At 65.4% G+C, this 25384-nt stretch carries 22 protein-coding genes; 11 read left to right on the top strand and 11 right to left on the bottom strand.

Annotation, left to right across the window (positions count from 1 at the left end; all coding sequences use genetic code 11):
* Positions 1-198: 198 nt before the first annotated feature.
* The 4 genes from IE100_RS01665 to IE100_RS01650 all read left to right on the top strand — a co-directional run bounded on the left by IE100_RS01665 (position 199) and on the right by IE100_RS01650 (position 5387).
* Positions 199-1893 carry an L-lactate permease gene (locus IE100_RS01665; protein WP_189372415.1) on the top strand — a complete coding sequence of 565 codons (1695 nt, stop codon included), beginning with the start codon at positions 199-201 and terminating at the stop codon, positions 1891-1893.
* 306 nt (positions 1894-2199) lie between these two features.
* A complete protein-coding gene (locus IE100_RS01660) occupies positions 2200-4881 on the top strand; it encodes an intermembrane phospholipid transport protein YdbH family protein (protein ID WP_189372414.1) in 2682 nt (893 codons plus the stop codon).
* Positions 4878-5054: a YnbE family lipoprotein gene (locus IE100_RS01655; protein WP_189372412.1), complete on the top strand. Its 177-nt coding sequence runs from the start codon at positions 4878-4880 to the stop codon at positions 5052-5054. The genes IE100_RS01660 and IE100_RS01655 overlap by 4 nt, the downstream gene beginning before the upstream one ends.
* Positions 5055-5063: 9 nt before the next feature.
* Positions 5064-5387 carry a YdbL family probable chaperone protein gene (locus IE100_RS01650; RefSeq protein WP_189372410.1) on the top strand — a complete coding sequence of 108 codons (324 nt, stop codon included), beginning with the start codon at positions 5064-5066 and terminating at the stop codon, positions 5385-5387.
* A gap of 228 nt (positions 5388-5615) precedes the next feature.
* Here IE100_RS01650 and IE100_RS01645 read toward each other — a convergent pair whose 3' ends face one another.
* Both IE100_RS01645 and IE100_RS01640 read right to left on the bottom strand, forming a co-directional pair.
* Positions 5616-6959 carry an HD-GYP domain-containing protein gene (locus IE100_RS01645; protein WP_189372408.1) on the bottom strand — a complete coding sequence of 448 codons (1344 nt, stop codon included), beginning with the start codon at positions 6957-6959 and terminating at the stop codon, positions 5616-5618.
* A gap of 158 nt (positions 6960-7117) precedes the next feature.
* A complete protein-coding gene (locus IE100_RS01640; RefSeq protein ID WP_189372406.1) occupies positions 7118-8035 on the bottom strand; it encodes a LysR family transcriptional regulator in 918 nt (305 codons plus the stop codon).
* 103 nt (positions 8036-8138) lie between these two features.
* Here IE100_RS01640 and aptA point away from each other — a divergent pair, with 103 nt between their 5' ends.
* From aptA to IE100_RS01620, 4 genes are all read left to right on the top strand, one after another.
* Positions 8139-9479: an omega-aminotransferase AptA gene (gene aptA, locus IE100_RS01635; protein WP_189372404.1), complete on the top strand. Its 1341-nt coding sequence runs from the start codon at positions 8139-8141 to the stop codon at positions 9477-9479.
* Positions 9480-9516: 37 nt separating this feature from the next.
* Positions 9517-11010, top strand: coding sequence for a CoA-acylating methylmalonate-semialdehyde dehydrogenase (locus IE100_RS01630; protein WP_189372402.1), 1494 nt, complete (start codon positions 9517-9519; stop codon positions 11008-11010).
* Positions 11011-11793: 783 nt separating this feature from the next.
* Positions 11794-12045, top strand: coding sequence for a helix-turn-helix domain-containing protein (locus tag IE100_RS01625; protein WP_189372400.1), 252 nt, complete (start codon positions 11794-11796; stop codon positions 12043-12045).
* Positions 12008-13390, top strand: coding sequence for a type II toxin-antitoxin system HipA family toxin (locus tag IE100_RS01620; protein ID WP_373295279.1), 1383 nt, complete (start codon positions 12008-12010; stop codon positions 13388-13390). Before IE100_RS01625 ends, IE100_RS01620 begins: the two co-directional genes overlap by 38 nt.
* Before the next feature lie 151 nt (positions 13391-13541).
* Here IE100_RS01620 and IE100_RS01615 read toward each other — a convergent pair whose 3' ends face one another.
* Genes IE100_RS01615 through IE100_RS01600 form a run of 4 tightly spaced genes read right to left on the bottom strand, consistent with a single transcriptional unit; the run spans position 13542 to position 17096 of the window.
* Positions 13542-14378 (bottom strand): sugar phosphate isomerase/epimerase family protein, encoded by an 837-nt coding sequence (locus tag IE100_RS01615; RefSeq protein ID WP_229800177.1) that lies wholly within the window; start codon positions 14376-14378, stop codon positions 13542-13544.
* Positions 14371-15621 carry an NAD(P)/FAD-dependent oxidoreductase gene (locus IE100_RS01610; RefSeq protein WP_189372397.1) on the bottom strand — a complete coding sequence of 417 codons (1251 nt, stop codon included), beginning with the start codon at positions 15619-15621 and terminating at the stop codon, positions 14371-14373. The genes IE100_RS01615 and IE100_RS01610 overlap by 8 nt, the downstream gene beginning before the upstream one ends.
* 13 nt (positions 15622-15634) lie before the next feature.
* A complete protein-coding gene (locus IE100_RS01605; protein ID WP_189372395.1) occupies positions 15635-15955 on the bottom strand; it encodes a MocE family 2Fe-2S type ferredoxin in 321 nt (106 codons plus the stop codon).
* Between the two features lie 55 nt (positions 15956-16010).
* The gene (locus tag IE100_RS01600) at positions 16011-17096 is read right to left on the bottom strand and encodes a fatty acid desaturase (RefSeq protein WP_189372393.1); all 1086 of its coding nucleotides are present in this window, start codon (positions 17094-17096) and stop codon (positions 16011-16013) included.
* A gap of 207 nt (positions 17097-17303) precedes the next feature.
* Here IE100_RS01600 and IE100_RS01595 point away from each other — a divergent pair, with 207 nt between their 5' ends.
* Complete coding sequence (locus IE100_RS01595; RefSeq protein ID WP_229800176.1) at positions 17304-18317, top strand: LacI family DNA-binding transcriptional regulator; 1014 nt, start codon at positions 17304-17306, stop codon at positions 18315-18317.
* Between the two features lie 230 nt (positions 18318-18547).
* On the opposite strand, the gene IE100_RS01590 is transcribed toward IE100_RS01595, so the two are convergent.
* The gene (locus IE100_RS01590; protein ID WP_189372389.1) at positions 18548-19486 is read right to left on the bottom strand and encodes a sugar ABC transporter substrate-binding protein; all 939 of its coding nucleotides are present in this window, start codon (positions 19484-19486) and stop codon (positions 18548-18550) included.
* On the opposite strand from IE100_RS01590, the gene IE100_RS01585 reads away from it, so the two are divergent.
* Complete coding sequence (locus IE100_RS01585) at positions 19473-19646, top strand: hypothetical protein (RefSeq protein ID WP_189372387.1); 174 nt, start codon at positions 19473-19475, stop codon at positions 19644-19646. The genes IE100_RS01590 and IE100_RS01585 overlap by 14 nt on opposite strands.
* Positions 19647-19661: 15 nt before the next feature.
* Here IE100_RS01585 and IE100_RS01580 read toward each other — a convergent pair whose 3' ends face one another.
* Positions 19662-20693, bottom strand: coding sequence for a Gfo/Idh/MocA family oxidoreductase (locus tag IE100_RS01580; protein ID WP_189372385.1), 1032 nt, complete (start codon positions 20691-20693; stop codon positions 19662-19664).
* Positions 20694-20735: 42 nt separating this feature from the next.
* Positions 20736-21545, bottom strand: coding sequence for a TIM barrel protein (locus tag IE100_RS01575; protein WP_189372383.1), 810 nt, complete (start codon positions 21543-21545; stop codon positions 20736-20738).
* A 321-nt stretch (positions 21546-21866) separates the two neighbouring features.
* Here IE100_RS01575 and IE100_RS01570 point away from each other — a divergent pair, with 321 nt between their 5' ends.
* Positions 21867-22868 (top strand): LacI family DNA-binding transcriptional regulator, encoded by a 1002-nt coding sequence (locus IE100_RS01570; protein ID WP_189372382.1) that lies wholly within the window; start codon positions 21867-21869, stop codon positions 22866-22868.
* Positions 22869-22943: 75 nt separating this feature from the next.
* Here the strand turns inward: IE100_RS01570 and IE100_RS01565 are convergent, their stop codons facing one another.
* Positions 22944-23681: a sulfite exporter TauE/SafE family protein gene (locus IE100_RS01565; RefSeq protein ID WP_189372379.1), complete on the bottom strand. Its 738-nt coding sequence runs from the start codon at positions 23679-23681 to the stop codon at positions 22944-22946.
* Between the two features lie 153 nt (positions 23682-23834).
* Positions 23835-25331, bottom strand: a complete 1497-nt coding sequence (locus IE100_RS01560; protein WP_189372378.1) for a CoA-acylating methylmalonate-semialdehyde dehydrogenase — start codon at positions 25329-25331, stop codon at positions 23835-23837.
* Positions 25332-25384: the final 53 nt, after the last annotated feature.

Raw genomic sequence — 25384 nt, 5'->3', positions numbered from 1 at the left:
GGCGTTGCGGCCATTTTTTTCGGCTTTTACTTTGTTTTCAGCAACTTGTCCTGATTGTTCAGGGTTTACCCGCAAGGGCAAGCCCCCAATGACACCCCCCGGCCGCAAAAATACAATCGCGACCATCACCCTGCCGAGCGTACGGTTTCGGCGCGGGGACACAGAGCAATCAAAACAACACAACTGGAGCAAGCAATCATGAGCATGGGACTACAGGCGTTTCTCGCCTTTCTACCGATCCTGCTTTCCGCGCTGTTGCTGGTCGGCCTCAACTGGCCGGCGCGCAAGGCAATGCCGCTGGTTTTCATCGCCACCGCGCTGGTCGCGCTGGTCGCCTGGGACATGAGTTTTAACCGCGTCCTCGCCTCCACCGTGCAGGGCGTGCTGATCACCCTGTCGGTGCTGTGGATCATCTTCGGCGCCATCCTGCTGCTCAACACCCTGAAGCACTCGGGCGGCATTCTGGCGATCCGCGAAGGCTTCGCCAACATCAGCCCCGACCGCCGCATCCAGGCGCTGATCATCGCCTGGCTGTTCGGCTGCTTCATCGAGGGCGCTTCCGGCTTCGGCACCCCGGCCGCCATCGCCGCGCCGCTGCTGGTGGCGATGGGCTTCCCGGCCATGGCCGCCGTGCTGCTGGGCATGATGGTGCAATCGACGCCGGTATCGTTCGGCGCCGTCGGCACCCCTATCCTGGTCGGCCTCAACACCGGCATGGACACCAATGCCATCGGCGCGCAGCTGGCGAGCAACAGCAGCTCCTGGGCCGCCTACCTGACCCAGATCACCGGCAGCGTCGCCATTCTCCACGCGCTGATCGGCGTGCTGATGCCGCTGTTCATGATCGCGATGATGACGCGCTTCTTCGGCCGCAACCGCTCGTGGAAAGAGGGCTTTGAAGTGGCGCCGTTCGCCATCCTCACCGGCCTGGCCTTTACCGTGCCCTACGCGCTCACCGGCATCTTCCTGGGGCCGGAATTCCCGTCCATCATCGGCAGCCTGGTGGGCCTGGTCATCGTGGTCAGCGCCGCCAAGGCTCGCTTCCTGACCCCGAAAAGCCACTGGGACTTCGCCCCGGCCAAGGAATGGCCGGCAGAATGGCTGGGCTCGGTGGAAATCAAGCTGGAAAACATCGGCAGCAAGCGCAGTCTGTCGGTCATGACCGCGTGGGTGCCCTACCTGCTGGTTGCCGCGCTGCTGGTGCTCAGCCGTACCAATGACAGCGTGAAGAACGCGTTCAAGGCCGTGGTCTACAAGAGCGGCGACATCATGGGCGAAGCCGGCATCAGCGCCGCCATCGACCCGCTGTACCTGCCGGGCGGCATCCTGGTGATGGTGGTGATGGCCACCTTCTTCCTGCACCGCATGAGCTGGAAGGAAATGAGCGCCGCCATCGGCGAATCGACCAAGGTGCTGCTCGGCGCCGGTTTCGTGCTGGTATTCACCATTCCGATGGTGCGCATCATGATCAACTCCGGGGTCAACTTCGCCCAGCTGGAGAGCATGCCGATCGCGATGGCACGCTTTGTCGCCGACGCCTTTGGCGGCGTGTACGCCTTCATGGCCCCGACCGTCGGCGCCATGGGTGCCTTCATCGCCGGCTCCAACACCGTCAGCAACATGATGCTGGCCCAGTACCAGTTCAGCGTGGCCGAGAGCCTGGGCATCACCTCGTCGCTGATCGTGGCCGCCCAGGCGGTCGGTGCCGCAGCCGGCAATATGGTCGCCATCCACAACGTGGTGGCCGCCTCCGCCACCGTCGGTCTGCTCGGTCGCGAAGGCGCGACCCTGCGCCGCACCATCATCCCGACCGTGTACTACCTGGTGATGGCGGGCCTGCTGACCAGCGCCGGCATCTTCGGCCTCGGCATCACCGACGCGCTGAACCGCTAAACCGTCGCCAATACGAAGCCGGCCACACCTGCGTGTGGCCGGCTTTTTTGCTTACGCCCCATGCCGGCACCCCGCCCACCAGCCTCGACCCGGTCACCACACCCCGCCTGCGTCACGGCACCCCATGCCAACAGCAACAACCGTGCCGTATATACTCCAGCTATTCCCATCCGATGGTATTGACCCAGCAATGGATACGCTTGTTGCCAGCAAATCAGCCCGGCGATTGCCGTTCACGCCAGCCACCGTCGCCCTGCCGCCCGCCGCCTCCGGCGGCAGGGCACGCGGCCGCTTGCCGGTCAAGCCATGACGCCCCCTCCAAGCACGCCCCCCGCCGCCTCGCCGCCGCCCCGCTTCCGCTGGCGCCGCCGCCTGCTGCTTGCCCTGCTGGCGCTGGCCGTCCTGATCACCGCAGCGGTGGCCGGCACCTACTGGTGGCTGCAGCAACAGGGGCTACAGCTGCAAGGGCTGGGCTGGCGTAACGGCGCCGCCACGGTCGCACAATGGCAATGGCGGCAGCAGGATTGCCTCGCCGCCCAGGGCCGCGGCCTGCGCGTCGAACGCTGGCAACCGCTCACGCTGGCACTACAGCAGCTGAAACTGCAATCCTGCGCCAAACCCGGCCCGCGCCAGCTGCCGGCCCCGCCCCCCGCCGGCCTGCCGCCGTTCACCCTGCGCATCGCCAGCCTGCAGGCCCCCGCGCTGCCGGCGCTGGCCGCCGCCGTCACCCAGCAAGACAACCGCTGGCAGGCGCAGCTGGCACAAGGCGCCGACAAGCTGGCCATCGACTACCGGAGCGACAACGGCCAGTGGCAGGCACAGGGCACCCTGGCCGCCGCGCGGCTGACGCCGCAGCTACTGGGGCAATGGCGGCTGCAGGCCAGCGGTCGCTGGTTGCCGGGCCAGCTGCACGCCCGCGTGCAGGCCGACGGCCGCCAGCTCGGCTACCAGGGCGACGCCCGCCGTGGCGACGCCCGCCTGCTGGCCACGCTGCACGAGCGCCAGTGGCAACTGGACGCCACCCTGCCGCACGCGCTGCCGCTGGCTGCCGGCTGGCTGCTGCAGCCGCGTCGGGTACTGCAGGCCAGCGGCGATCTGGACGGCGTGCACAGCCTGCAGGCCGACCTGCTGGCCAGCGGGCCGCAAGGCAGGCTGCAGCTGCAACTCACGCCGCAGGACCAGAGCCTGCAACGCGGCCGCGGCCTGCTGCTGCTGGACGGCAAGGATCTGCACGCGCGCATTCCGCTGCAATGGGCCAAGCGCCAGCTAACGCTGGCGGCCGGCGAAGCGCGCCTGCCGCAGGGCGTGCGCCTGAGTTGGCCGCAAGCGTGGCAACTGCCGCTGAGCGCCAGCGGCAGCAGCCACCTGCCGTTCCGCCTCGACTACCAGCAGCTGCAGCTGGCCAGCAACGACGGCACGCTGCAGTGGGACGACGGCCGCTGGCAGTGGCAAGGCGCGCTGGCGCTGGCCGGCCGCCATGCCGGCTACCGGCTGGCCGGCCAGTGGCGCGGCCAGCTCGACCCGCAAGGCGCGCGCGGCACGCCGCTGCAACTGAACGTCAGCAAACCGCCACTGGCGCTGGCGATCAGCCTGCCGGTCAACGGCATCGACCCGCGCCAGCCGCGGCTGAACGCCAGCTTTGACGGCCACTACCGGGACTGGCCGCTCAAGGGCAGGTTGGCCGCACGCCAGCAGGGCAATGGCTGGCAAGGCGACCTCGCCGCCACCAGCCGCCTGCCGTTCTACAGCCGCGGCGGCGCGCTGCAACTGGCGGCCAACTGGCACGGCAGCGCCGGCAAGTGGCAGCTGGACAGCGGCAGCAAGCTGAACGTGGCCGAGGGCATCGTCGGCGGCGTGCTGCTCAAGCCACTCAGCCTGCAGGCCGCCAGCGCGCTGCTGACAGACGGCAACCGCGCCCACGGCCAGCTGGCCCTCAGCGCGGACGGCGCCGTGACCAGCCGCTGGACGCTGCCGCCCGCCAACGGCACGCTGCAACTGGCCGGCGAGCAGGCCAGCGCCCGGCTGCAACTGCCGGCCTGGCGCAGCAAGCTGCAGCTGGAAGCACGCCGCCACGGCGCGGGCGTAATCGGCAGCGTGCAGCTGGATACGCCGCTGAGCGCCGCCATGAGCCGCGGCCTGGGCGTCACCCTGCAGCAGGGGCAGCTGGCCGGCACGCTGCAGGGGCAATGGCAACAGCAATGGCAGCTGGACGGCGACGTGCGGCTGAGCGATGTGGCGCTAGACTGGGGCGGCATCCTCGCCAACGGTGGCCGTGGCCGGCTGAGGTTGGCCGCACGCCCCGGCCAGCTGCAGCTGCAAAGCGACGGCCCGCTAGAACTGGCGCAGCTGGATGTCGGCACCCTGCTGCAGGAGGTGTCGCTCACCCTGCGCTCCGACCTGCAGGACTGGCAGCTGGGGGACGTGCACGCCAGGCTGCTGGGTGGCAGCCTGCAGGCCGACAGCCTGCACTGGCCGTCCAGTGCCTTCCAGACCGTGACCGTGCAGCAGCTGGACCTGGCCGCCGTGGCCGCGCTGCAGAACGACCCGCAACCCACGGTACAGCTCACCGGCCGCGTCGGCGGCACCCTGCCGCTGCAGCTGCTGCCCGCCGGCATCGCGCTGCAGGACGGCCTGCTGCGCAACGAGGGCGAGCTGACCCTGCGCGTGCCGGCCAGCGCCGGCGTCAATGCCATGGCACAATCCAACCGCGCGGTGCAGCTGGCACTGGACATGCTCAGCGAGCTGGACGTCAACGACTTCCAGGCCCGGCTGGCCATGCAGCAGAACGGCCTGCTGGACGCCCGCGTGACGCTGAAAGGGGTCAACCCCAGGCAAAACCGCCAGCCAGTCGTCCTGAATTACAGCCATAGTGAAAATGTGCTGGAACTGTTACGCAGCCTGCGTATCGGAGATGAAATATCCCGCCGTGTGCTCAGCCGCAAACCGCCGGCCGTCACGCGCAACCCCACACCGGAGACTTCGCCATGAAACCCGTCTGGCTGATACCGCTCCTGGCACTGGCCGCCTGCACCCCGCGGGTGGCGCTGGAAGTGCCCAAGGAGCCCATCACCATCAACCTCAACGTGAAGATCGATCACGAAATCCGCCTCAAGGTGGAAAAAGACATCGACAACCTCACCACCGACAGCGGACTGTTCTAGGAGCACAGCATGAAAACGGCAGCACGATGGATGGCAGTTGGCCTGCTGGTCTGCAGCAGCCTGGCAATGGCACTGGACGTGGGCGGCGCCAAGGCGCAGGGCCTGGTGGGCGAACAGCCTGACGGCTATCTGGGCGTGGTGAAGGCCACCCCGGAGGCGGTGGCACTGGCGGCGGACATCAACGCCAAGCGCCGCGAGGCCTATGACGCCATCGCCAAGAAAAACGGCACCACCCTGGACCAGGTCGCCATACTGGCCGGCCAGAAAGCCATCGAAAAAACCCCGCCCGGCAGCTACGTCAAGGCACCCAACGGCCAGTGGGTGAAGAAGTAAGCCCCCCCCCGCCGCACCCGGCGGGCAGCTCACCCGGATCGTCACCACCGCCGCACTGCCGGCTCCCCGCCCCGAGCGGGGAGCCGGCATTTGCGGCCAACCTTTGCGCCATGTGTGGCAGCTCATCCCTGCGGCGGGAGAGCAGCCCACCACGGACAAGGTCTTGCCGCCGCGACAGACGGGCCTAACCCGGAAAGGGCAAGCGGCACGCCGCAACGGCAATCACCGCTAGAACGCCCCCTCCGCGCGCAACACCCGTTCCAGCGCGGCAAAGCACTCCGCGTCGATGGCGCTGTGCAGATGCTGGCGCATGATGTCCAGCGTCTTGTCCACCGGCGTGGCCGGGTGATAGGGGCGCTCGGCATTGATGGCGTCGAAGATGTCGGCTGCGGTGATGATGCGGGTTTCCAGCACGATCTGCTCCGCGCGCAGCCCGCGCGGGTAGCCGCTGCCGTCCAGCTTTTCGTGGTGCGCGCCGGCCACCTGTGCCAGCTCGGCAAACTGCGCGATGCGGCGCAGGATGTCCTCGGTGTAGCCGGCATGGCGCTGCACCGCCGCCCACTCGTCGCCATCCAGCCGCCCCGGTTTGTCGAGGATGGTATTGCTCACCCCCAGCTTGCCGACGTCGTGCAGCAGCGCGCCGCGCTTCAGCCAGCGCCGGCGCACCGCATCCATGCCCAGTTCGGCGGCGATGCGCTCGGCGTAATGCCCCACGCGCTGGCTGTGGCCGGCGGTGAACGGGCTCTTGGAATCCACTACCTGGCCAAAGCCTTCGGCGATTTCGTCCAGGTAGTCCTCGTCCAGCGGCACCATGCAGCGTGCCGGCTCCAGCGCCAGCACCGCCGTGTCGATATCGTCGGCCTCCAGCTGCCGCCAGAACGGCTCGTTGTCGCGCAGGCCGTGCACCACCCGTACCAGCGCCGGGTCGAACCAGCCGCCGGCGCGCGCCGCCACTTCAGCCAGCGCCGCCTGGCGGCCATGGGTGATGTGGAATACGTCCAGCACCTGCGACAGCAGCGCGATGCGGGCATTCAGCGGAATCGCCTCGCCCTGCAGCCCCAGCGGCCGGCCGGAGCCATCCCAGTGTTCATCCAGCGACTGGATGCCGCGCGCCACCGGCTCATTGAAACGCAGCTGACGCGCGATATCGGCGCCACGGTGGCAGCGGGTGTTGATCAGCTCGTCGGCCATCTCCTTGCCGTGACGCAGCACATTGAGGATGGATTTCAGCCGTTGCGGCCAACCGCCGGCGTGGGTGCCGGTGTTGCTGAACACGAAGCCCAGCATCTGCGGCAGGCTGGCGCCCACCAGCTTGAAGTCCTGCTTGAACTGTCTATCGTCGGTGAGATACAGCTCGCAGATGCGCGAGGCATTGCTGCTGCAGCCCAGGTCTTTCAGCAGGATGGCGTAGTACAGCTCCCACAGCTGCTGCTCGTTAAGGCCGATGGCGGCGCCGATGTGCATGCCTATCCAGCAACTGCGAATGCAATGCCCCTCCGGCTGGCCCTCGGTGATGTCCAGTGCGTAGCTGAGCGAGCTGATGAGTTCCGACAGTTTCAGGGTGGTGGCCATGCGGTTTCCGGGTGAGATGGGTCGTTTGCGGCCAACGTTGGCCGCACGGCAATGCTGCGCAGGATGCGATAAAAACGGCGGCGGCGATAGCCATCCGCAAACCGATTTCCATAGAAAACCCGAAATGCATCAACGGCGACCCCGGTGGGCGCGGCGTGTCAGTCGCTGCTGACCGCCAGCTCGTGCAGGAATTTCTCCAGCACCAGGTTGGGCCGCCGCCCCCGGCGCGTGGCCACCACCAGCGGCACCTGGTAATGGCGATCGGCCGGTCGAATAGCACGCAGCTTGCCCTGCGCCACCCAGCTGGCGGCAAAGTGGTCCGGCAGGTAGCCGATGTAGCGGCCGGTGAGAATCAGGAAGGCGATGCCTTCGCGGTCGCTGGCGGTGGCGCTGCCGCCCAGCAGCTGCTGGCACTGCTGCGCCTCCGGCGGCAGGCGGAAGCTCGGCTGCACCGCCGGCGCGGCGGCGATGTCGGCGTCGCTGATATCGGCATCGGCACGCCAGAACAGCGGGTGGCCCTGACTGCAGTACAGCAGCGAGTGCTCGTCGTATAGCGGGATGTAGTCCAGCCCGGCCAGCGGGCTGACCAGCGGCACCACGCCGACGTGCAGCTGGCCGTCCAGCACTTTCAGCTCGATGTCGCTGGGCGTCATCATGCCGATATTGATGCGCACCCCCGGCCCCTGTTCGCTCAGCGCGCGTAGCGACTGGGTGATGCGCATGCGCGACTGCGTCACCAGGCTGTTGACGATGCCGATGTTCAGCTCGCCGCGCAGCTGCTGGTGCAGCTGGTTCACCTGGCTGCGGAAGCCTTCGATCGCCGCCAGCAGGCTCTGGCTGGCGTGCAGCACCTCGCGCCCTTCGTCGGTAAGCGCAAAACCGGCGCGCCCGCGCTGGCACAGGCGGATGCCAAGGCGCTTTTCCAGGTCGCCCATGTGCAGGCTGATCGCCGAGCGGCTGATGCCCAGCACGCTTTCCGCCGCCGAAAAGCCGCCGCACTCGGCCACGGTCTTGAACAGGCGCAGCAGGCGGATATCGAAGTCGCTGACCTGGCTCAGGGATGCCTTCTTGCTCATGTTTAATAAATACTCAACTTAACGTGAGAAAGATGTGATTTAACTCACATTTACTCCTGGTGCAAGCTAACACCATCAACACAGCGCTCACAGGAGCCACGTCATGAACAACTGCAACGACCAATTTGCCGTCAGCGATCTGAATCTCGATGCCCAGTGGATGCCGTTTTCGGCCAACCGCGCGTTCAAGCGTGATCCGCGCATCATCGTGGGCGCCGAGAACAACTACTTCATCGACGACAAAGGCCGCCGCATTTTCGACAGCCTGTCCGGCCTGTGGACCTGCGGCGCCGGCCACAACCGTCCGGAAATCCAGGAAGCAGTAGCCCGCCAGCTTGGCACCCTGGACTACGCGCCGGGCTTCCAGTACGGCCACCCGCTGGCCTTCCGCCTGGCCGACAAGATCGCCGGCATCATGCCGGACGGCCTGAACCACGTGCTGTTCACCGGCTCCGGCTCCGAATGTGCCGACACCGCGGTGAAGATGGCCAAAGCCTACTGGCGCCTGAAAGGCCAGCCGAGCAAGACCCGCTTCATCGGCCGCGCTCGTGGCTACCACGGCGTGAACATCGCTGGTACCGCGCTCGGCGGCATCGGCGGCAACCGCAAGCTATACGGCCAACTGATGGACGCCGACCACCTGCCGCACACCCTGCAGCCGGGCATGGCGTTCACCAAGGGCATGGCCGAGACCGGCGGCGTGGAGCTGGCCAACGAGCTGCTGAAGCTGATCGAGCTGCACGACGCGTCGAACATCGCCGCGGTGATCGTGGAGCCGATGTCCGGCTCCGCCGGCGTGATCGTGCCGCCGCAGGGCTACCTGCAGCGCCTGCGCGAGATTTGCAGCCAGCACGGCATCCTGCTGATTTTCGACGAGGTGATCACCGCCTTCGGCCGCATGGGCAAGTGGACCGGCTCCGAATACTTCGGTGTCACCCCGGACATCATGAATACCGCCAAACAGGTAACCAACGGCGCCATTCCGCTGGGCGCAGTGATTGCCTCCAGCGAGATCTACAACACCTTCATGCAGCAGGGCACGCCCGAGCACATGATCGAATTCACCCACGGCTACACCTACTCCGGCCACCCGGTGGCTTGCGCCGCCGGTCTTGCCACCCTGGAGCTGCTGCAGCGCGACCAGTTGATCGAGCAATCCGCCGCGCTGGCTCCGGTGTTCGAGGAAAAGCTGCACAGTCTCAAGGGCAGCCGCCACGTAGTGGACATCCGCAACTGCGGGCTGGCCGGCGCCATCCAGTTGGCTGCACGCGATGGCGACGCCGCCATCCGCCCGTACGAGGCCGGCATCAAGCTGTGGCAGGCCGGTTTCTACGTGCGCTTCGGTGGCGACACGCTGCAGTTCGGGCCGACTTTCAACACCACCGCGCAGCAGCTGGACACGCTGTTCGATGCCGTGGGCGATGTGCTGAACCAGACCGCCTGATCGCCAACCGATTTCCCGCATACCAGAGAGTAAAAACATGACTACCATCGCCCATCTGATCAATGGTGAGCTCGTCACCAACGCTGGCCACACCGCCCCGGTGTTCAACCCGTCCATCGGCGAAGCCGTGCGCCAGGTGGCGCTGGCCGACCAGGCCACCATCCAGGCCGCCATCGACGCGGCCAAGGCGGCGTTCCCGGCCTGGCGCAACACCCCGCCGGCCAAGCGCGCGCAGGTGATGTTCCGCTTCAAGCAGCTGCTGGAAGCCAACCGCGACAAGATCGCCGCCATGATCAGCGAAGAGCATGGCAAGACCATCGAAGATGCAGTCGGCGAGCTGCAGCGCGGCATCGAGAACGTGGAATACGCCTGCGGCGCACCCGAGCTGCTGAAGGGCGAATACAACCGCAACGTCGGCCCGAATATCGACAGCTGGTCCGACCACCAGCCGCTGGGCGTGGTGGCCGGCATCACCCCGTTCAACTTCCCGGCCATGGTGCCACTGTGGATGTACCCGCTGGCCATCGTGTGCGGCAACTGCTTCATCCTCAAGCCGTCCGAGCGCGACCCGAGCTCCACCCTGTTCATCGCCCAGCTGCTGCATGAAGCCGGCCTGCCCAAGGGCGTGATCAACGTGGTGCACGGTGACAAGGCTGCCGTTGACGCGCTGATCGAGGCGCCGGAAGTGAAGGCACTGAGCTTTGTCGGCTCCACCCCGATCGCCGAGTACATCTACAGCGAAGGTACCCGCCGCGGCAAGCGCGTGCAGGCGCTGGGCGGCGCCAAGAACCACGCCGTGGTACTGCCGGATGCCGACCTCGACAACACCGTCAACGCGCTGATGGGCGCGGCGTACGGCTCCTGCGGCGAGCGCTGCATGGCGATCTCGGTGGTAGTAGCGGTGGGCGACCAGGTAGCCGACAAGCTGGTGGAAAAACTGGTGCCGAAGATTACGGCGCTGAAGATCGGTGCCGGCACCTCCTGCGGCCTGGACATGGGCCCGCTGGTTACCGGCGCGGCACGCGACAAGGTGAAGGGCTATATCGACAGCGGTGTGGCGCAGGGTGCCGAGCTGGTGGTGGATGGCCGCCAGCTGTCGGTGGCCGGTTGCGAAGCCGGCTTCTTTGTCGGCGGCACGCTGTTCGACAAGGTCACCCCGGAGATGAGCATCTACCGCGAGGAAATCTTCGGGCCGGTACTGTGCATCGTGCGCGTCGGCAGCCTGGAAGCGGCGATGCAGCTGATCAACGACCACGAATACGGCAACGGCACCTGCCTGTTCACCCGCGATGGCGAAGCCGCGCGTCTGTTCTGCGACGAGATCGAAGTCGGCATGGTCGGCGTCAACGTGCCGCTGCCGGTGCCGGTGGCCTACCACAGCTTTGGCGGCTGGAAGCGTTCGCTGTTCGGCGATCTGCATGCCTACGGCCCGGATGGCGTGCGCTTCTACACCAAGCGCAAGACCATCACCCAACGTTGGCCGCAGCGCGCCAGCCACGAGGCGTCGCAATTCGCCTTCCCGAGCCTGTAACTTACCCTGCTGTTGTTGCTCGACGTTGACACCCTTACCGGCTTGGGATCCGGTAAGGGTTTTTTTACATTCTGCCGGTTTCGGCCGCTTTATCGGGTCGCCGACCGATGAGCAGTGGCATGGCCATGTGCTGCTGATCGCCAGCAGTGCGCCGTCAGTGGGGCTACCCGGATATCCGGCCAAGATGCCTCTTCAAGCTGTTGCTCGGATACCGTCCGCCTTCTCACGTAAAGCAACCGTGTCTTGCTACCCACCGAGGCTGTAACAGATCGGCCAGTCGCGCAAATCCATCTTGATCGCCACTTCAGATCTCAACTGGGCACACACCGGGCACAAAAATGGGCACAGAACAGGTGCTGTGCCCAAACCACGGGTGGAAATGCACAAAACCCCTGATCCAATTTTTCAATTGAATCAGGGGTTTATATGTGGTTGCGGGAGCAGGATTTGAACCTACGACCTTCGGGTTATGAGGCCAAATAATCTGCCGTACGTTACATGCCTCCAAGTTCAAGCCAAGCAGCCTCTCTTTTAAATACAGTAACTTAGGCGAAAATTGGTCGCAGACACCGGTAATGGCACCGAGAAGGCCCTCGCCAAAAACTGTCACAAGATTTTTTGCGTTTTTGCAGGTATTCCCAATGGGATTTGACCTTAACCCATCCCAAGCCGCCCACAATCGTCACACCTTATGTGTTGTAAACAATAAATACAACTTACGTGTTGTATTTATTGTTTACAACTCCTAGCATGTAAGACGAGTCGAATGCGGAGCCTGGCACCATGCACTACCCCATCATCACACCGGAACAATTGCCAGCCATGTTGCGCAGCCTGCGCCAGCGCGCCGGACTGACCCAGACACAGCTGGCCGAGCGGCTTGGCATCAGCCAGCAAAGTTATGCCCGACTAGAAGCCAGGCCCGCTGCGGCCAGTGTTGAGCGGCTGAGCAAGCTGTTGCGGGCGCTGGATGCCGAACTGGTGATCCACACCCGCGATGACAAACCGCCGGCAGTCAGCGACGAGGCTTGGTGAGATGGGCCGTAAAAGTCATCGGCAACAGCTGAATGTGTGGATGAACGGCCTGCTCGTTGGCGAGTGGACACTCACCCGCAGCGGCGAAACCTTCAGCTACCACGACAGCTGGCCCAGTCACCCGCAGGCGCGGCCACTGTCACTGTCGCTGCCGTTTTTACCCGGCAATGCCGCTTATCGTGGAGCAGTGGTCAGTGCCTACTTCGATAACCTGCTACCCGATAGCGATGCCATTCGCCGTCGTCTGGCACAGCACCACCAACTGACCGACAGCGCGCCGTTCACCCTCCTGACGGCACTGGGGCGCGACTGTGTGGGCGCGCTGCAACTGCTGCCAGAGGGCGAAACACCGCAACACCTGCAGAGCATCACCGGCGAGACGCTGGACGAAGCCGCCATCGCTAACCTGCTGCGTCAAACCGTACGCCCAGGCTTACCCGGCCAGACGGATCTCGTCACCGACTTGCGCCTGTCCATCGCCGGGGCGCAAGAAAAAACCGCCCTGCTCTACCATGATGGTCGCTGGCAACGCCCTCTGGGCAATACGCCCACCACCCATATTTTCAAACTGCCACTGGGGCTGGTAGGAGGCATGGCGGCCGACATGCGCAGCTCGGTCGAGAACGAATGGCTGTGTGCACGGCTGGTGGCCGCATTCGGCTTGTCGGTAGCCCGTTGCGACATCGCTCACTTTGAAGAACAGAAAGTATTGATCGTCGAACGCTTTGACCGCCGCCTATCCATCGACGGTAGCTGGTTGATGCGCCTGCCGCAAGAAGACCTGTGCCAAGCCACGGCCACCCCGCCCCACCTCAAATACCAGAGCGACGGCGGCCCCGGCATCGCTCGCATCCTCGACATTCTGGCCGGATCGGAAAGCAGTGAGATCGACCGCCGCCAGTTCTTCAAGGCTCAGGTGGTGTTCTGGTTGCTGGCCGCCACCGACGGCCACGCCAAGAACTTCAGCCTGTTCCATCTGCCAGGTGGCCGCTACCGTGCCACGCCGCTATACGACATCCTGTCCGCCCACCCCATCATCGGCCATGGCGCCGGCAAACTCGCGCCGCAAAAAGCCAAGCTCGCGATGGCCGTACGCGGGCAAAGCAACCACTACTTGATTGATCGCATCCAGCCACGCCACTGGCTGGCGCAAGCGCGCAGCAGCGGCCTGACCGAAGCATGGGCCAAAGACCTGCTTAACGAATTGGCCGACACCACAGACAAAGTCTTACAGGAGGTACAGGCAGGTCTGCCGTCAGATTTTCCAGCCGATGTGGCTGAGGCCATCTTTCATGGCATACGACGACAGCGCGACAAGCTGGCTGAGTCGACCTCAGTTTTGTAGGTTCGCTTATGACTGCGTTCAGATCAGGGAACCGCATTTTTTTGTACGTAGAAAATGGTACGGTTTCTATGACTGCGCCAAGCTGCCCCCTTGGCCAGAGGACGACAAATCATAGACCTGCGGCAGGCCGATGACGCCCTGCCCTGCCCCGCTACACCGCCACCTCCCGCCACAACTGCTCGACGATAGCTTTCAGCTGCAGCGACTCTTGCCAGCGGTCGGTGATGTCCAGCCCGTCGGCACCGGTGATGGCATACGGCGCCGGCCCCAGCTCGCAGGTGAACGACAGCGTGTCGCCCGCCGCCGCGCGCGCGCGCCAGCTGTGCATGCCGTAGCGCCACCAGTCCTGGAACACAGCCAGCCACGGCTGGTGCTGGGCAAAGCGCAGCGGCACCTGCACCTGATGGCCGTTGGACACCCGGCCGTGAAAACCCCAGCTGTGATCCAGAATGGTGTGGATCTGCTGCTGATCCGCCGCCGCCGGCGGCAGCGGCAGCTCGCGCGCCACCACGTAGTGCGACAGGTCGGCCAGCAGCTTGAGGTCAGGCAGCTGTTGCAGCACATCCAGCGTGAACAGCAGATCGTTGGTCAGCCGGTAGCGGTGGGTTTCCACCAGCACCGGGAAATCCACCTGCTCCGCCAGCCGCTGCCAGCCTTCCAGCACCCGCACCGCCTCGCGCAGCGTGCGCGGGCGCAGGTCGGCCTGGATGGTGATGTGGTGGCAGCCGAACTCGCTGCCCAGCTCCAGCGCCGGCTGCAGGCCGTCGATATCGGTGGGGAACACCTGGCCCTCGGCCTGCAGGCCCAGCTCCCGGGCGCTGGTCGCCAGCCGCTGCACGTGCGCGCGCCGGTAGTAGTGGTCGGTAAAGCCGTCGAAGCCGGCGGCGGCCAGCTGCTGCAGGTTGTCCTCCACGCTGGCGGTGTGGCCGTGGGGATGGATGCCTTCCATCGCCCACATCGATTGAAAGATCAGCAACTGCTTAGACACTGGTCACTCCTTTGAGCAGGGATTTCAGGCTGCTGGCCGGGTCGGCCAGCGCGGCGGCGGGCAGCGCCTTGCCGCTGCGGATCAGCATCTCCGCCAGCTTGATGTCGCGGGCGATGCTGTTGCCGGCGCCCCAGCCGCAGGCGCCCTGCAGGCGCTCCGCCGCATCGAGGTAGAACAGCAGCACGCCGTCATCCGGCAGCGCACGGGTCACACAGTTGGCCGCAGCCTGCAGCTGGCCGGCCAGTTGCAGGCTGTGGTCGAACTGGTCGGACCAGAACCACGGCAGCGCGGCATAGGCGTCGTCGGCACCCAGCAGGCTGCGTGCTACGTGGCGGCCCTGTTCCTCAGCATTGCGCCAGGTTTCCAGCCGCTGCGGCTGGCCGCTGACGGGGCAGGGAAACTCGCAGACGTCGCCCACCGCGTAGATGTGCGCGTCGCTGGTGCGCAGCCGGGCATCGACGCGGATGCCGTTGCCCACCGCCAGCCCGGCGGCGGCGGCCAGCTCGGTGTTGGGCTGGATGCCGATGCCGACCAGTACCGTGTCGCAGGCCAGCAGCTCGCCATCGGCCAGCGCCACCGCGCTGACGCTGCCGTCGCCGCGGAAGGCCGCGATCTGGCAGCCAAGGCGCACTTCCACGCCACGCGCGCGGTGCAACGCCAGCAGTTTTTCGGAAATCAGCGGCGGCAAGGCGCGTGCGGCCAACCTGTCGCCGGCTTCCAGCACCGTCACTGCGCAGCCCAGCTGGCGCGCGCTGGCGGCGACCTCCAGCCCGATGAAACCGCCGCCGACCACCAGCAGTCGCTGCCCGGCCTGCAGCCGTGGCTGCAGCGCGGCGGCGTCGTCCAGCGTGCGCAGCAGCTGCACGCCGGCGAGATCGGCCCCCGGCAAACTGGCATGGCGTGCGCGGCCGCCGGTAGCCAGCAGCAGCCGGTGGTAATCCAGCTCGCGGCCGTCGTGCAGGCGAATGCGCCGCGCCTGCGGCTGGATGGCGGCGACGCGCACGCCGGCCAGCCGCTCGATGGCTTGTGCCTGGTACTGTTCGGCGCTGCCGATGTGGCAGGCGTCCGCCGGCTGGCTGTCCAGCAGCAGCTGCTTGGACAGCGCCGGACGCTCGTACGGCAGGTGCGGCTCGTCGCCGATCAGCAGCAGGTGGCCGGCGTAACCCTGTTCGCGCAAGGCCAGCGCGGCGCGGCCGCCGGCATGGCCGGCACCGACGATGATGATGGGGGCGGGATGGCTCATGGTGCGGCTCCGTTCAGGCGTCGGCCAGCGCAATCCACACCCGGCCGCCTTCCAGCTTCACCGGGTAGGTCTGCAGGTTGACGCACACCGGCGCGCCCAGCGCCTTGCCGCTGCGGTAGTCGAAGCGGCCGTTGTGCTTCGGGCATTCGATGATGTGATCCATCACCAGGCCGTCGGCCAGGTGCACCTTTTCGTGGGTACAGGTGCCGGCGGTGGCGTAGAACTGGTCATCCGGCGCGCGGTAGATGGCATAGGTGCGACCGGCGTGGTCGAAGCGCAGCACGTCTTCCTGCTCGATGTCGTCGACATCACAGGCGGCAATCCAGTGGCTCATGGTGGGGCTCCTCGGGGTGGGTGTCGCCGGCGCGGGCCGGCGCGGTTGTCGGTGTTCAGGCGTAGCTGCGCACGGCTTCAGGGTTGGCCGCAACGCGGTGACTGGCCGGCAGTGGCGGCAACTGGCGCGGGATGGTGTAGCCGGGGTCGCTGCGCTGGCGCCACAGGGCCGGAATGATCTCGCGGTAGGCATCGACCAGGCCTGGGTGGGTAGGCGGGCACTGCTCCTTGATCAGCGCGTGCAGCTTGGGCAGGTTGTAGAACGGCACCATCGGGAACATGTGGTGCTCCACGTGGTAGTTCATCTTCATGTACAGGAAGGCGAACAGCGGGTTGAAGATCACGGTACGGGTGTTCAGGCGATGGTCCAGCACGTCCTCGGCGAGGCCGGCGTGCTGGGTAATGTTGAACACCTGCGTCAGCGGCGAGCCGTAGAAGCGCGGCAGCACGATGAACATTGCCGGCAGGATGCTGCCGCTGTAGACGCAGGCGGCAATGGTGGCGGCGAAGATCAGCGTGTAGACCTGGCTGGCGCGGATCATGCGGCCGATTTCCGATTCCGGCACAAAGGAGCGGGTGGCGGCGCTGACGCTGCCGAAGGCGTGGCGCACGGTGCGCGCCAGCTCGATGCTGCCAGACTTGAGGAAGAAGAAATCGGCCAGCAGCCCGGCCAGTTTTACCGGGCGCGGGAAGGCGATTTCGCGGTCGTTGCCGACGATGATGGTGTCGGTGTGGTGGCGGGCGTGGCTCCAGCGCCAGAACACGGTTTCATGCAGCGCGAGGAAAGAGGTGAGCTGGAAGAAGAAGGTGTTCAGCCATCCAGTGCGAAACGGCGTGCCGTGCGACAGCTCATGTGAGCCGTGCTCGCCGGCGGCATATAGCAGGCCGTACAGCAGAAAGGCCGGCAGCGCCCACGGCGTGCCCCAGGCGTGAAAGGCCAGCACGCCGCTGCCGATCAGCAAAAGCAGCCAGCTGCCCAGGTATTTCAGCGCCTGCCAGTCGTCGCGCTGCATCAACTGCTTCATCTGCTTGCGGTCCACGCTGCAGGCAAACCACTGTGCCGACACCAGGCCGCGCGCGGCAGCCTGCTGGCCGCAGGGGCCATCGAGACTGTAATCCCGGACTTGCTTGTTTTCTATCATTTTCTATCATCCTATGATGTGTTGTATCGTGATACTCCTGCTGGCGTTTACTTGTTGGCAATCAAGTGGCTACAGGATGTAATCGAGTATAATCAGCCAGCGCCAGCGTACAATCCGGCCGCTTCACTTGGCATCAATAGCTATCATTTGATGGTGAAAATTGAATGATAGAAACTATCAATACAAGGTATGAAAATGGGACCGACAATGACGGATGTGGCCCGCGAGGCCGGGGTGGGAGTGGCCACGGTGGACCGGGTGATCAACAAGCGCGCCAGCGTCAGCCAGGAGACGGCGGAGCGGGTGCTGGCGGCGGCCGAGAGGCTGGGTTTTCGCCGCGCCGGCCTGATCCGCAACCGGCTGGACGAGCGCACCGCCGGCTACCGGCTGGGCTTTATCCTGCAAAAGAGCAGCACCCATTTCTACAGCGAGCTGGGCAGCGTGCTGGAGGCGGCGACCCGGACGCAGATGCAGCCCGCCGGCAAGGCGCTGGTGGCGTTTCTCGACGAACTGACGCCGGAACACGTGGTGGCCAAGCTGTACGAACTGAGCAAAAAGGTTGATGCCATCGCGCTGGTGGCGGCCGATCACCCGCTGGTCAGCCAGGCCATCGACGACATCACGGCGCGCGGCATCCCGGTGTTCGCGCTGATTTCCGACCTCACCGCAGACAGCTGCAGCGGCTATGTCGGCGTCGACCACCGCAAGGTTGGCCGCACCGCGGCGTGGGCGATTGCCGAGCTGGCGCCGGCGCCGGGCAAGGTGGGGGTGATCGTCGGCAGCCACCGCTACCTGTGCCAGGAGCAGAGCGAGATGAGCTTCCGCTCGTATTTCCGTGAATTCGCGCCACAGTTCCAGCTGCTGGACACGCTGATCAGCCTGGAGGACATCCACCTGGCGCAGTCGGCGACGCTGGAATTGCTGAAGCAGCACCCGGACCTGACCGGCATCTATATTGCCGGCGGCGGTATCGAGGGCGTGCTGCAGGCGCTGAAGGACGGCAATCCGCCGCCGGGACTGGTGACGGTGTGTCTGGACCTGACCGCGGTGACGCGCCAGGCGCTGATCGAACGGCGCGTCAGCATGGTGCTGTCGCACCCGCAGGAGTGGCTGGCCAGCCGGCTGGTGGAGGCGATGGTGGCGGCGATCCAGAACAAGACCACCCGTGGCTCGCTTCAAAGCAGCCTGCCGTTCATCACCTATACCCCGGCCAACGTGTAGCGAACCCTGGCCGACAAGCCCGGCCGGCCTGTCACCGCGCCGCAACGGCCACCGCATCCCGCCGCACGACGCGGGCGACCAAGCGGCGGGCCAGATGCTGGCGCCAGCGCGGACGTCGGCACCCGCAAAAAAGGGCACCCCATCGGGGTGCCCAGGCTTACCAAGCGGGAGACAACAACTGCCAACGACACCAGCACCAGCCGCCGCGCTGGCGGGCATGGTGCCGCTCGTCAATTACGACTCTGGTAGCTCTTGTAGTTGGCCGCGGTCACCAGCTCGTACGGCACCCAGATCATGCTGGGCACCTTCTCGCCGGCCGCCAGCCGGATCGCAGCATCCACCGCGCCCTTGCCCTGGGCTGCGGCGTCCTGGAATACCGTTACCTTCATGTCACCAGTCTTCATCGCGTTCAGCGCATCCTGGGTGGCGTCGATGCCGGCGACCACGGTCTTCTCCAGCTTGCCGGAAGACTTCAGCGCCTGGATCGCGCCCAGCGCCATTTCGTCGTTATTGGCCACCACGGCATCGAACTTCAGGCCGGCGGTCATCCAGTTCATCACCAGATCGCGGCCCTCGGTGCGCGACCACTTGGCGGTCTGCTTTTCCACCACCTTGATGCCATTGCACGGCGCCTTGGCCATCACCTCTTCCGCGTACTTGGTGCGCAAGCGCGCCTCCTGCGTGGCCAGGTCGCCCATCATGATCACCACACTGCCCTTGCCGTTGAGCTGGCGGCACACCTCTTTCATCTGGATGGTGCCGGACACCGAATCATCCGAGCCGACAAACGCCACTTTCGGCGGCAGGGTCTTGTCGGTGGGCATGCGGTTGACGAACACCAGCGGGATGCCGGCTGCCTGCGCCAGCTTGGTGATCTTGGGCGTGGTGCTGGTATCCACCGCGCTGACCACGATGGCGTCCACCTTCTGCGCGATGAAGTTCTGCACCTGGCTGATCTGGCGGCCAACGTCGTTCTGCGCGTCCTCCAGCTGCAGGTTCACCCCCTTCTGGCTGGCGGCGTAACTCTTCATGTTGTTGCGCAGAATGGTCAGGAAATTGTTGTCGAAGGTAGCCATGGTCACGCCCAGCCGGGCGGCGGAGGCCGGCATGGCCTGCATGGCAAGGGAAACCAGCACCACAGAACCAGCATGTTTGATGAAACGTTTCATTGGTGTATCTCCTGTGTTTTATTTAAGTACCACCGAATTACCTGCCGCCTTCCCGCAGGAAGACCGCCGGAAAATGACGCTGTTTCAGACTGCTACTGCGTTGCCCGTCCGCGCCGGCAACAGGCACCGCATGGCCAGCGGCGCGGACGGACGGTTATGACTACTGCGGTGAGCACTAGCGGCCGCGGATGTCGGCCAGCGCCACCGGGCGGCGCTCGGTCACCGAGGCAATGCAGGCCAGCGCGATTTCCAGCGCCGCCTTGGCATCCGCCCCGTCCGGGCCGCTGTTGCGGCCGTTGCGCACCGAGGCCACGAAGGCGTGCAGCTCGGCGGTGTAGCCATCGATGAAGTGGTCGGTATCCAGCCGCCAGGTATCGTTGGAAACACCATCCTTGTCGAACAGCGTCATGCTGGAGCGGCGCACATCGCCCATGCTGATCATGCCGCCGGAGCCGAATACCTCGCCACGGATGTCGTAGCCATAGGTGGCGCAGAAGTTGGCCTCCGCGACTGCCACCGCACCATTATCAAAACGGATAGTAACCACCGCGGTATCCAGAAAACCCTTGTCCTTGAAGTCCGGGCGCACCAGCGCGTCGGCCACTGCGTATACCTCAGTCGCGCGGGCACCGGCGTTCAGCCACAGCAGCGTGTCAAAGTCGTGGATCAGGGTTTCAAAAAACACGGTCCACAAAGGAATGCGAGCCGGATCCCCACCAAAGGGGCCTGGGTCACGGGTCAGCGAGCGCAGCAATTGCGGCGTACCCACCTTGCCGGACTCGATCGCCGCCTTGCCCTCGGCAAAAGCCTGATCCCAGCGGCGATTGAAACCCACCTGCAGCGGCACGCCGGCCTCGCGGGCAGCCGCCATGGCCAGTTCGGCATCTGCCAGCGTCAGCGACATCGGCTTTTCGCAGAACACCGCCTTGCCGGCACGGGCGGCGGCTACCGCCAGGTTGGTATGGAAACGTGCCGGTGTGGCAATGATCACCGCCTCAATATCCGGGTTGGCCAGCAGTTCATCGACATCGGTATAGGTCAGCGGGCATTCCAGCGTGTCCGCCAGCCTGGCGGCTGCTCCAGGCGCCGGGTCGGCGATGGCGGCCAGGGTGGCGTTTTTCAGGCGGCGGGCAACGATCTCGGCATGCGAGGCGCCGATGCGGCCGGCGCCAATCAGCGCCACGGCGACAGGTTTGGTGGAAGACATGTCTCACTCCTTATGTTGTGGGGGATGAATGCAGCAGCTGGCTCAGGCCGGCAGCGTGAAGGCGTCGCGGAAACGGCGCAGCGCCAGCTCGTCGTCGCCGGAGGCAAACGCCTCCAGGCCGATACTGCCGCGGTAGCCCAGCGCCTGCAGCGCCCGGGCGATGGCCGGATAGTTGATCTCGCCGGTACCCGGCTCGCAGCGGCCGGGTACGTCGGCGACCTGGATTTCGCCGATATGCGGCGCACACTTGTGCAGCAGCTCGATCAGGTTGCCCTCGCCGATCTGGGCGTGGTACAGGTCCAGCATCAGCTTGAGGCCGGGGCGATTCACCGCCGCCACCAGCGCCAGGCAGTCTTCGGCGCGGGCAAACGGCACGCCGGGGTGATCCACCGCGGTATTCAGGTTTTCCAGCACGAAGGTCACCCCTTCGCGCTCGCCCAAGTCCGCCAGCTGATTGAGGGTGTCGCGCGCCTGCAGCCACATGGCGCCGCTGACGTGGTGCGCCGGCTGCACCGGCAGGCCCTTGTTGTCCAGCCCGGTGCCGTGCAGATTCAGCCGCGGAATGCCCAGCGCCTTGGCCACCGGGATCGATTCGCGCGCGGTGTGCAGCAGCTGCTCGGCACCGGCAGCGTCGGCCAGCGTGCCGCGGATGTAGCCGGTCATCGAGGAGAAGGTGGCGCCGGTACGCACCAGCGCATCGATGTCGTGGCGGGTCCAGTCCCAGATTTCCACCTGGAAGCCCAGGTCGTGAATGCGGTGAATACGCTCCACGATGGGTAAATCGCGAAACACCATTTCGGCACATACCGCCAGCGTGAATGGGCTGGCTTGCTGCTGATCCTGACTGCTCATCTCAATCTCCATGTGGGTTTTGTTGTGTCTGCCGCGGCATCCATGCATTGCGACCGCACTTTGCTACCGGTTGCAAAACGATGCATAAAAAAGGGGAACGCCTGACCATGACCAGCTGCCCGCCTTCCCTTTGCCACTAATGCTACCGGTTGCAATTGCTGCTCAAAAAAGGACGGCTTGGATGAGGACTCCGTCACCAGCTTGCCGTCTTCGCTTTGCTACCGGTTGCATTGACGTTACAGTAGTAGCTCGCCATAAACAAAGTCAAGAAAATTTTTCCAATTTTAATTAAAATTGGAAAATATTTTCCAAGGAGACTTCATGAGCAAACCCAGCCGCGCGACGGCAGCAGACGTGGCCCTGGCCGCCGGCGTGTCGAAATGGACGGTGACGCGTGCCTTCACCCCCGGCGCATCCATCGCCGAGCACAGTCGCGAACGCGTGCTGCAGGAAGCCGCCAAGCTGGGCTACCGCCCCAACCTGTTGGCGCGCAGCCTGACGACCAAGACCACCAATCTGGTGGCCATTCTGGTCGACGACTTTGCCAACAGCTACAAACTGCCGGTGCTGGAAGTGCTGACCCAGGCACTGCAGGCCGAGCAGATGGCCGCGGTGCTGATCAACATCAACCAGCACTTCGACCACCTGTCCGCCATCCTGGATGCCGACCAGCGCCAGGTGGATGCGGTGATCCTGGTCGGCACCGACTTCAAGGACGAGGCGCTGAAGCTATCGACCCTGCCCGCCTCGCGCCCGCCGCTGTATGTGCTGGCGCGGGAAAGCACCATCGCGCACATCCCGGCGGTGTCCTGCGACGCCAGGATATCGATGGCGGCGATCAATCAGCACCTGTGGGCACAAGGCTACCGCCGCCCCGGCTTCATGTCCGGGCCGCGCTCGCTGTCCACCGCACTGGGGCGCAAGAACCACTTCATGGCGTTCTGGCAGCAGCAAGCCGGCACCACGGTGCCGGAGCTGGCCGCCGGCAGCTACGACCACCGGGCGGCGGCACAAGCGCTGCGCGCCTACCTGCAGCAGACCCCGACGGCCGAGCGCATCGACGTGCTGATGTGTGAAAACGACGCGCTGGCCATCGGCGTCATCGAAACCGCCAGACACGAATTCGGCCTGCGCGTACCGCAGGATCTGGCTATCGTCGGTTACGACGGCGACGAGCTGGCGGCCACGCCGTCGTTCAACCTGACCAGCTACCGCCAGCCGCTGCAGGAGATGGTCGCGACGCTGATCGCCATGCTGAAGGGCCGCAGCGAAGCGCGCTCGATTAATCTCCCCGGAGAACTGATCATTCGTGGCTCGACCTAGCCGCGCCGGTGCGACGCCGGGCCAAGGCGTGGCGGAAACACAGCCGGCAACGGCCGCCGATGACCGCACTGCGGGCTACCAGCGCTGGGCGCCATCGATGATCAGCTTGACCCCGGCTAGCAACAAGCCGGCATACGACACCCGATAGAACCACTGTCGTTGCAGGCGGCCCGCCAGATAGACCCCCAGCAGCACCCCCGCGATGCCAACCGGCAGCAGCGCCAGCGCCATGTGCATATTGCCGCTGGAGAGCAGGTTCATCTGGTAGTACAGCGGCCACTTCATCACATTCACCATGAAGAAGAACACCGCACTGGTGCCGGCCAGATGGCCGGGGGCCATATTACGCGCCAGGCAGTACATCATCATCGGCGGCCCGCCCGCATGGCAGATAAAGCTGGCAAAACCCGATAGCGCCGCCATCAGCCACGCAATCGGGCGCCAGTGCCAATCGATGCGCCCGGCGGGCAGCAGCCGCTGCAGCAGGAAACACAATGTCATGGCACCGACCAGCACCGACACCACGGCAAGGCTCACCACACTGAGCAGCAGCCAGCCGAGCAGCACACCGCACACCCCCGCTGGCAGGCAGTGCTTCAGCACCACGCCATCCACCGATTTGCGCAGTGAAAACACGCTGACCATGTCCATCACCAGCAGCAAGGGCAGCATCACCGCCGCCGCCTGCGTGATCGGCATCGCCAGCGCCATCAGCGGCGTGGCAAAGGCCCCGAAGCCATTGGCAAAGCCACTCTTGCTCAGCCCCATCAGCAGCACGGCGGCAATGGCTGCCGGTAGCACGTCAGCGAACACGGCTTCCTCCTTCCATCGAGTCCAAGCATCGCGGCGGTGCGTCATCACGCCCTGCCGCCCCCTGCCGCCGGCCCCAAGCGGCACTACAGCTAAAAAAATAGCCACCCCGCAGGGTGGCAAAAACACAAACGCCTTGGGAGAGTTGCGTCCGTCTTACTTCATCGTGGGCATCGCGAATTCGGCGCCGGCGCGGATCCCGGTTGGCCAGCGGCTGGTGACCGCCTTCATGCGGGTATAGAAGCGCACCCCTTCCGGACCGTGCATGTGGTGGTCGCCGAACAGCGACGCTTTCCAGCCGCCGAAGCTGTGGAACGCCATCGGCACCGGCAGCGGCACGTTGATGCCGACCATGCCGACCTGGATGCGGTGCACGAATTCGCGCGCCGAATCACCGTCGCGGGTAAAGATGGCGGTGCCGTTGCCGAAGGCGTGGTTGTTGATCATCTGCACCGCCTCGTTGAAGCTGTCGACGCGCACCACGCACAGCACCGGCCCGAAGATTTCTTCCTGGTAGACGACCATGTCGGTGGTGACGTTGTCGAACAGGCAGCCGCCAAGGAAGAAACCGTCCTCGCAGCCTGGCACGCTCAGGCCGCGGCCATCAACCACCAGCTTGGCGCCCTCTTCCACACCGCGGGCGATATAGCCGCTGACCTTGTCGAGATGGGTGCGTGTCACCAGCGGACCCATTTCCGACTGCGGATCGTTGCCTGGGCCGACTTTCAGCGTCTTGAGACGGGTCGCCAGTTTTTCCACCAGCGCGTCGGCGACATTGCCCACCGCTACCGCCACCGAGATCGCCATGCAGCGCTCGCCGGCGGAGCCGTAGGCGGCGCCCATCAGCGCGTCCACGGTCTGTTCCAGATCGGCGTCCGGCATCACCACCATGTGGTTCTTGGCGCCGCCCAGTGCCTGCACGCGCTTGCCGTGGCGGGCGCCGGTTTCGTAGATGTACTGCGCGATCGGGGTGGAGCCGACGAAGCTCACCGCCGCCACGTCCGGGTGGGTCAGCAGCCCGTCCACCGCCAGCTTGTCGCCCTGCAGCACGCCGAACACGCCGTCCGGCAAGCCGGCTTCTTTCAGCAGCTCGGCAATCAGCAGTGCTGCCGACGGATCACGCTCGGACGGCTTCAGGATGAAGCAGTTGCCGCAGGCCAGCGCCACCGGGAACATCCACATCGGCACCATGGCCGGGAAGTTGAACGGGGTGATGCCGGCAACCACGCCCAGCGGCTGGCGCATGCTCCAGGCATCAATGCCGCGGCCAACCTGTTCGGTGTACTCGCCCTTCAGCAGCTGCGGGATACCGCAGGCGAATTCCACCACCTCTAGGCCGCGGGCGACTTCGCCCAGCGCATCGGAGTGCACCTTGCCGTGCTCGCTGGAGATGATGGCGGCCAGCTCGTGCTGGCGCGCTTCCAGCAATTCCTTGAACTTGAACATCACGCGGGAGCGGCGCAGCGGCGAGGTATCGGCCCAGGCCGGGAAGGCAGCCTTGGCGGCGGCGACGGCGGCGTTGACATCGGCGTTGTCGGCCAGCAGCACGTCGGCTTGCGCCTGACCGGTGGCCGGGTTGTACACCGTGCTGGTGCGGCTGCTGTGACCGGCGGTTTGCTGGCCGTTGATGAAGTGGCTGAGGATGCGGTTCATGTCGTTTGTCCTGTGCTGGCGGGCAAAAGTCTGCCCCGGCAGCCCGCGCGCGG

The organism is Vogesella alkaliphila (assembly GCF_014652475.1).
In the GTDB taxonomy this organism is placed as follows: domain Bacteria; phylum Pseudomonadota; class Gammaproteobacteria; order Burkholderiales; family Chromobacteriaceae; genus Vogesella; species Vogesella alkaliphila.
The sequence above is the reverse complement of the archived record's forward strand: the minus strand, read 5'-3'. Positions and strand labels throughout refer to the sequence as shown.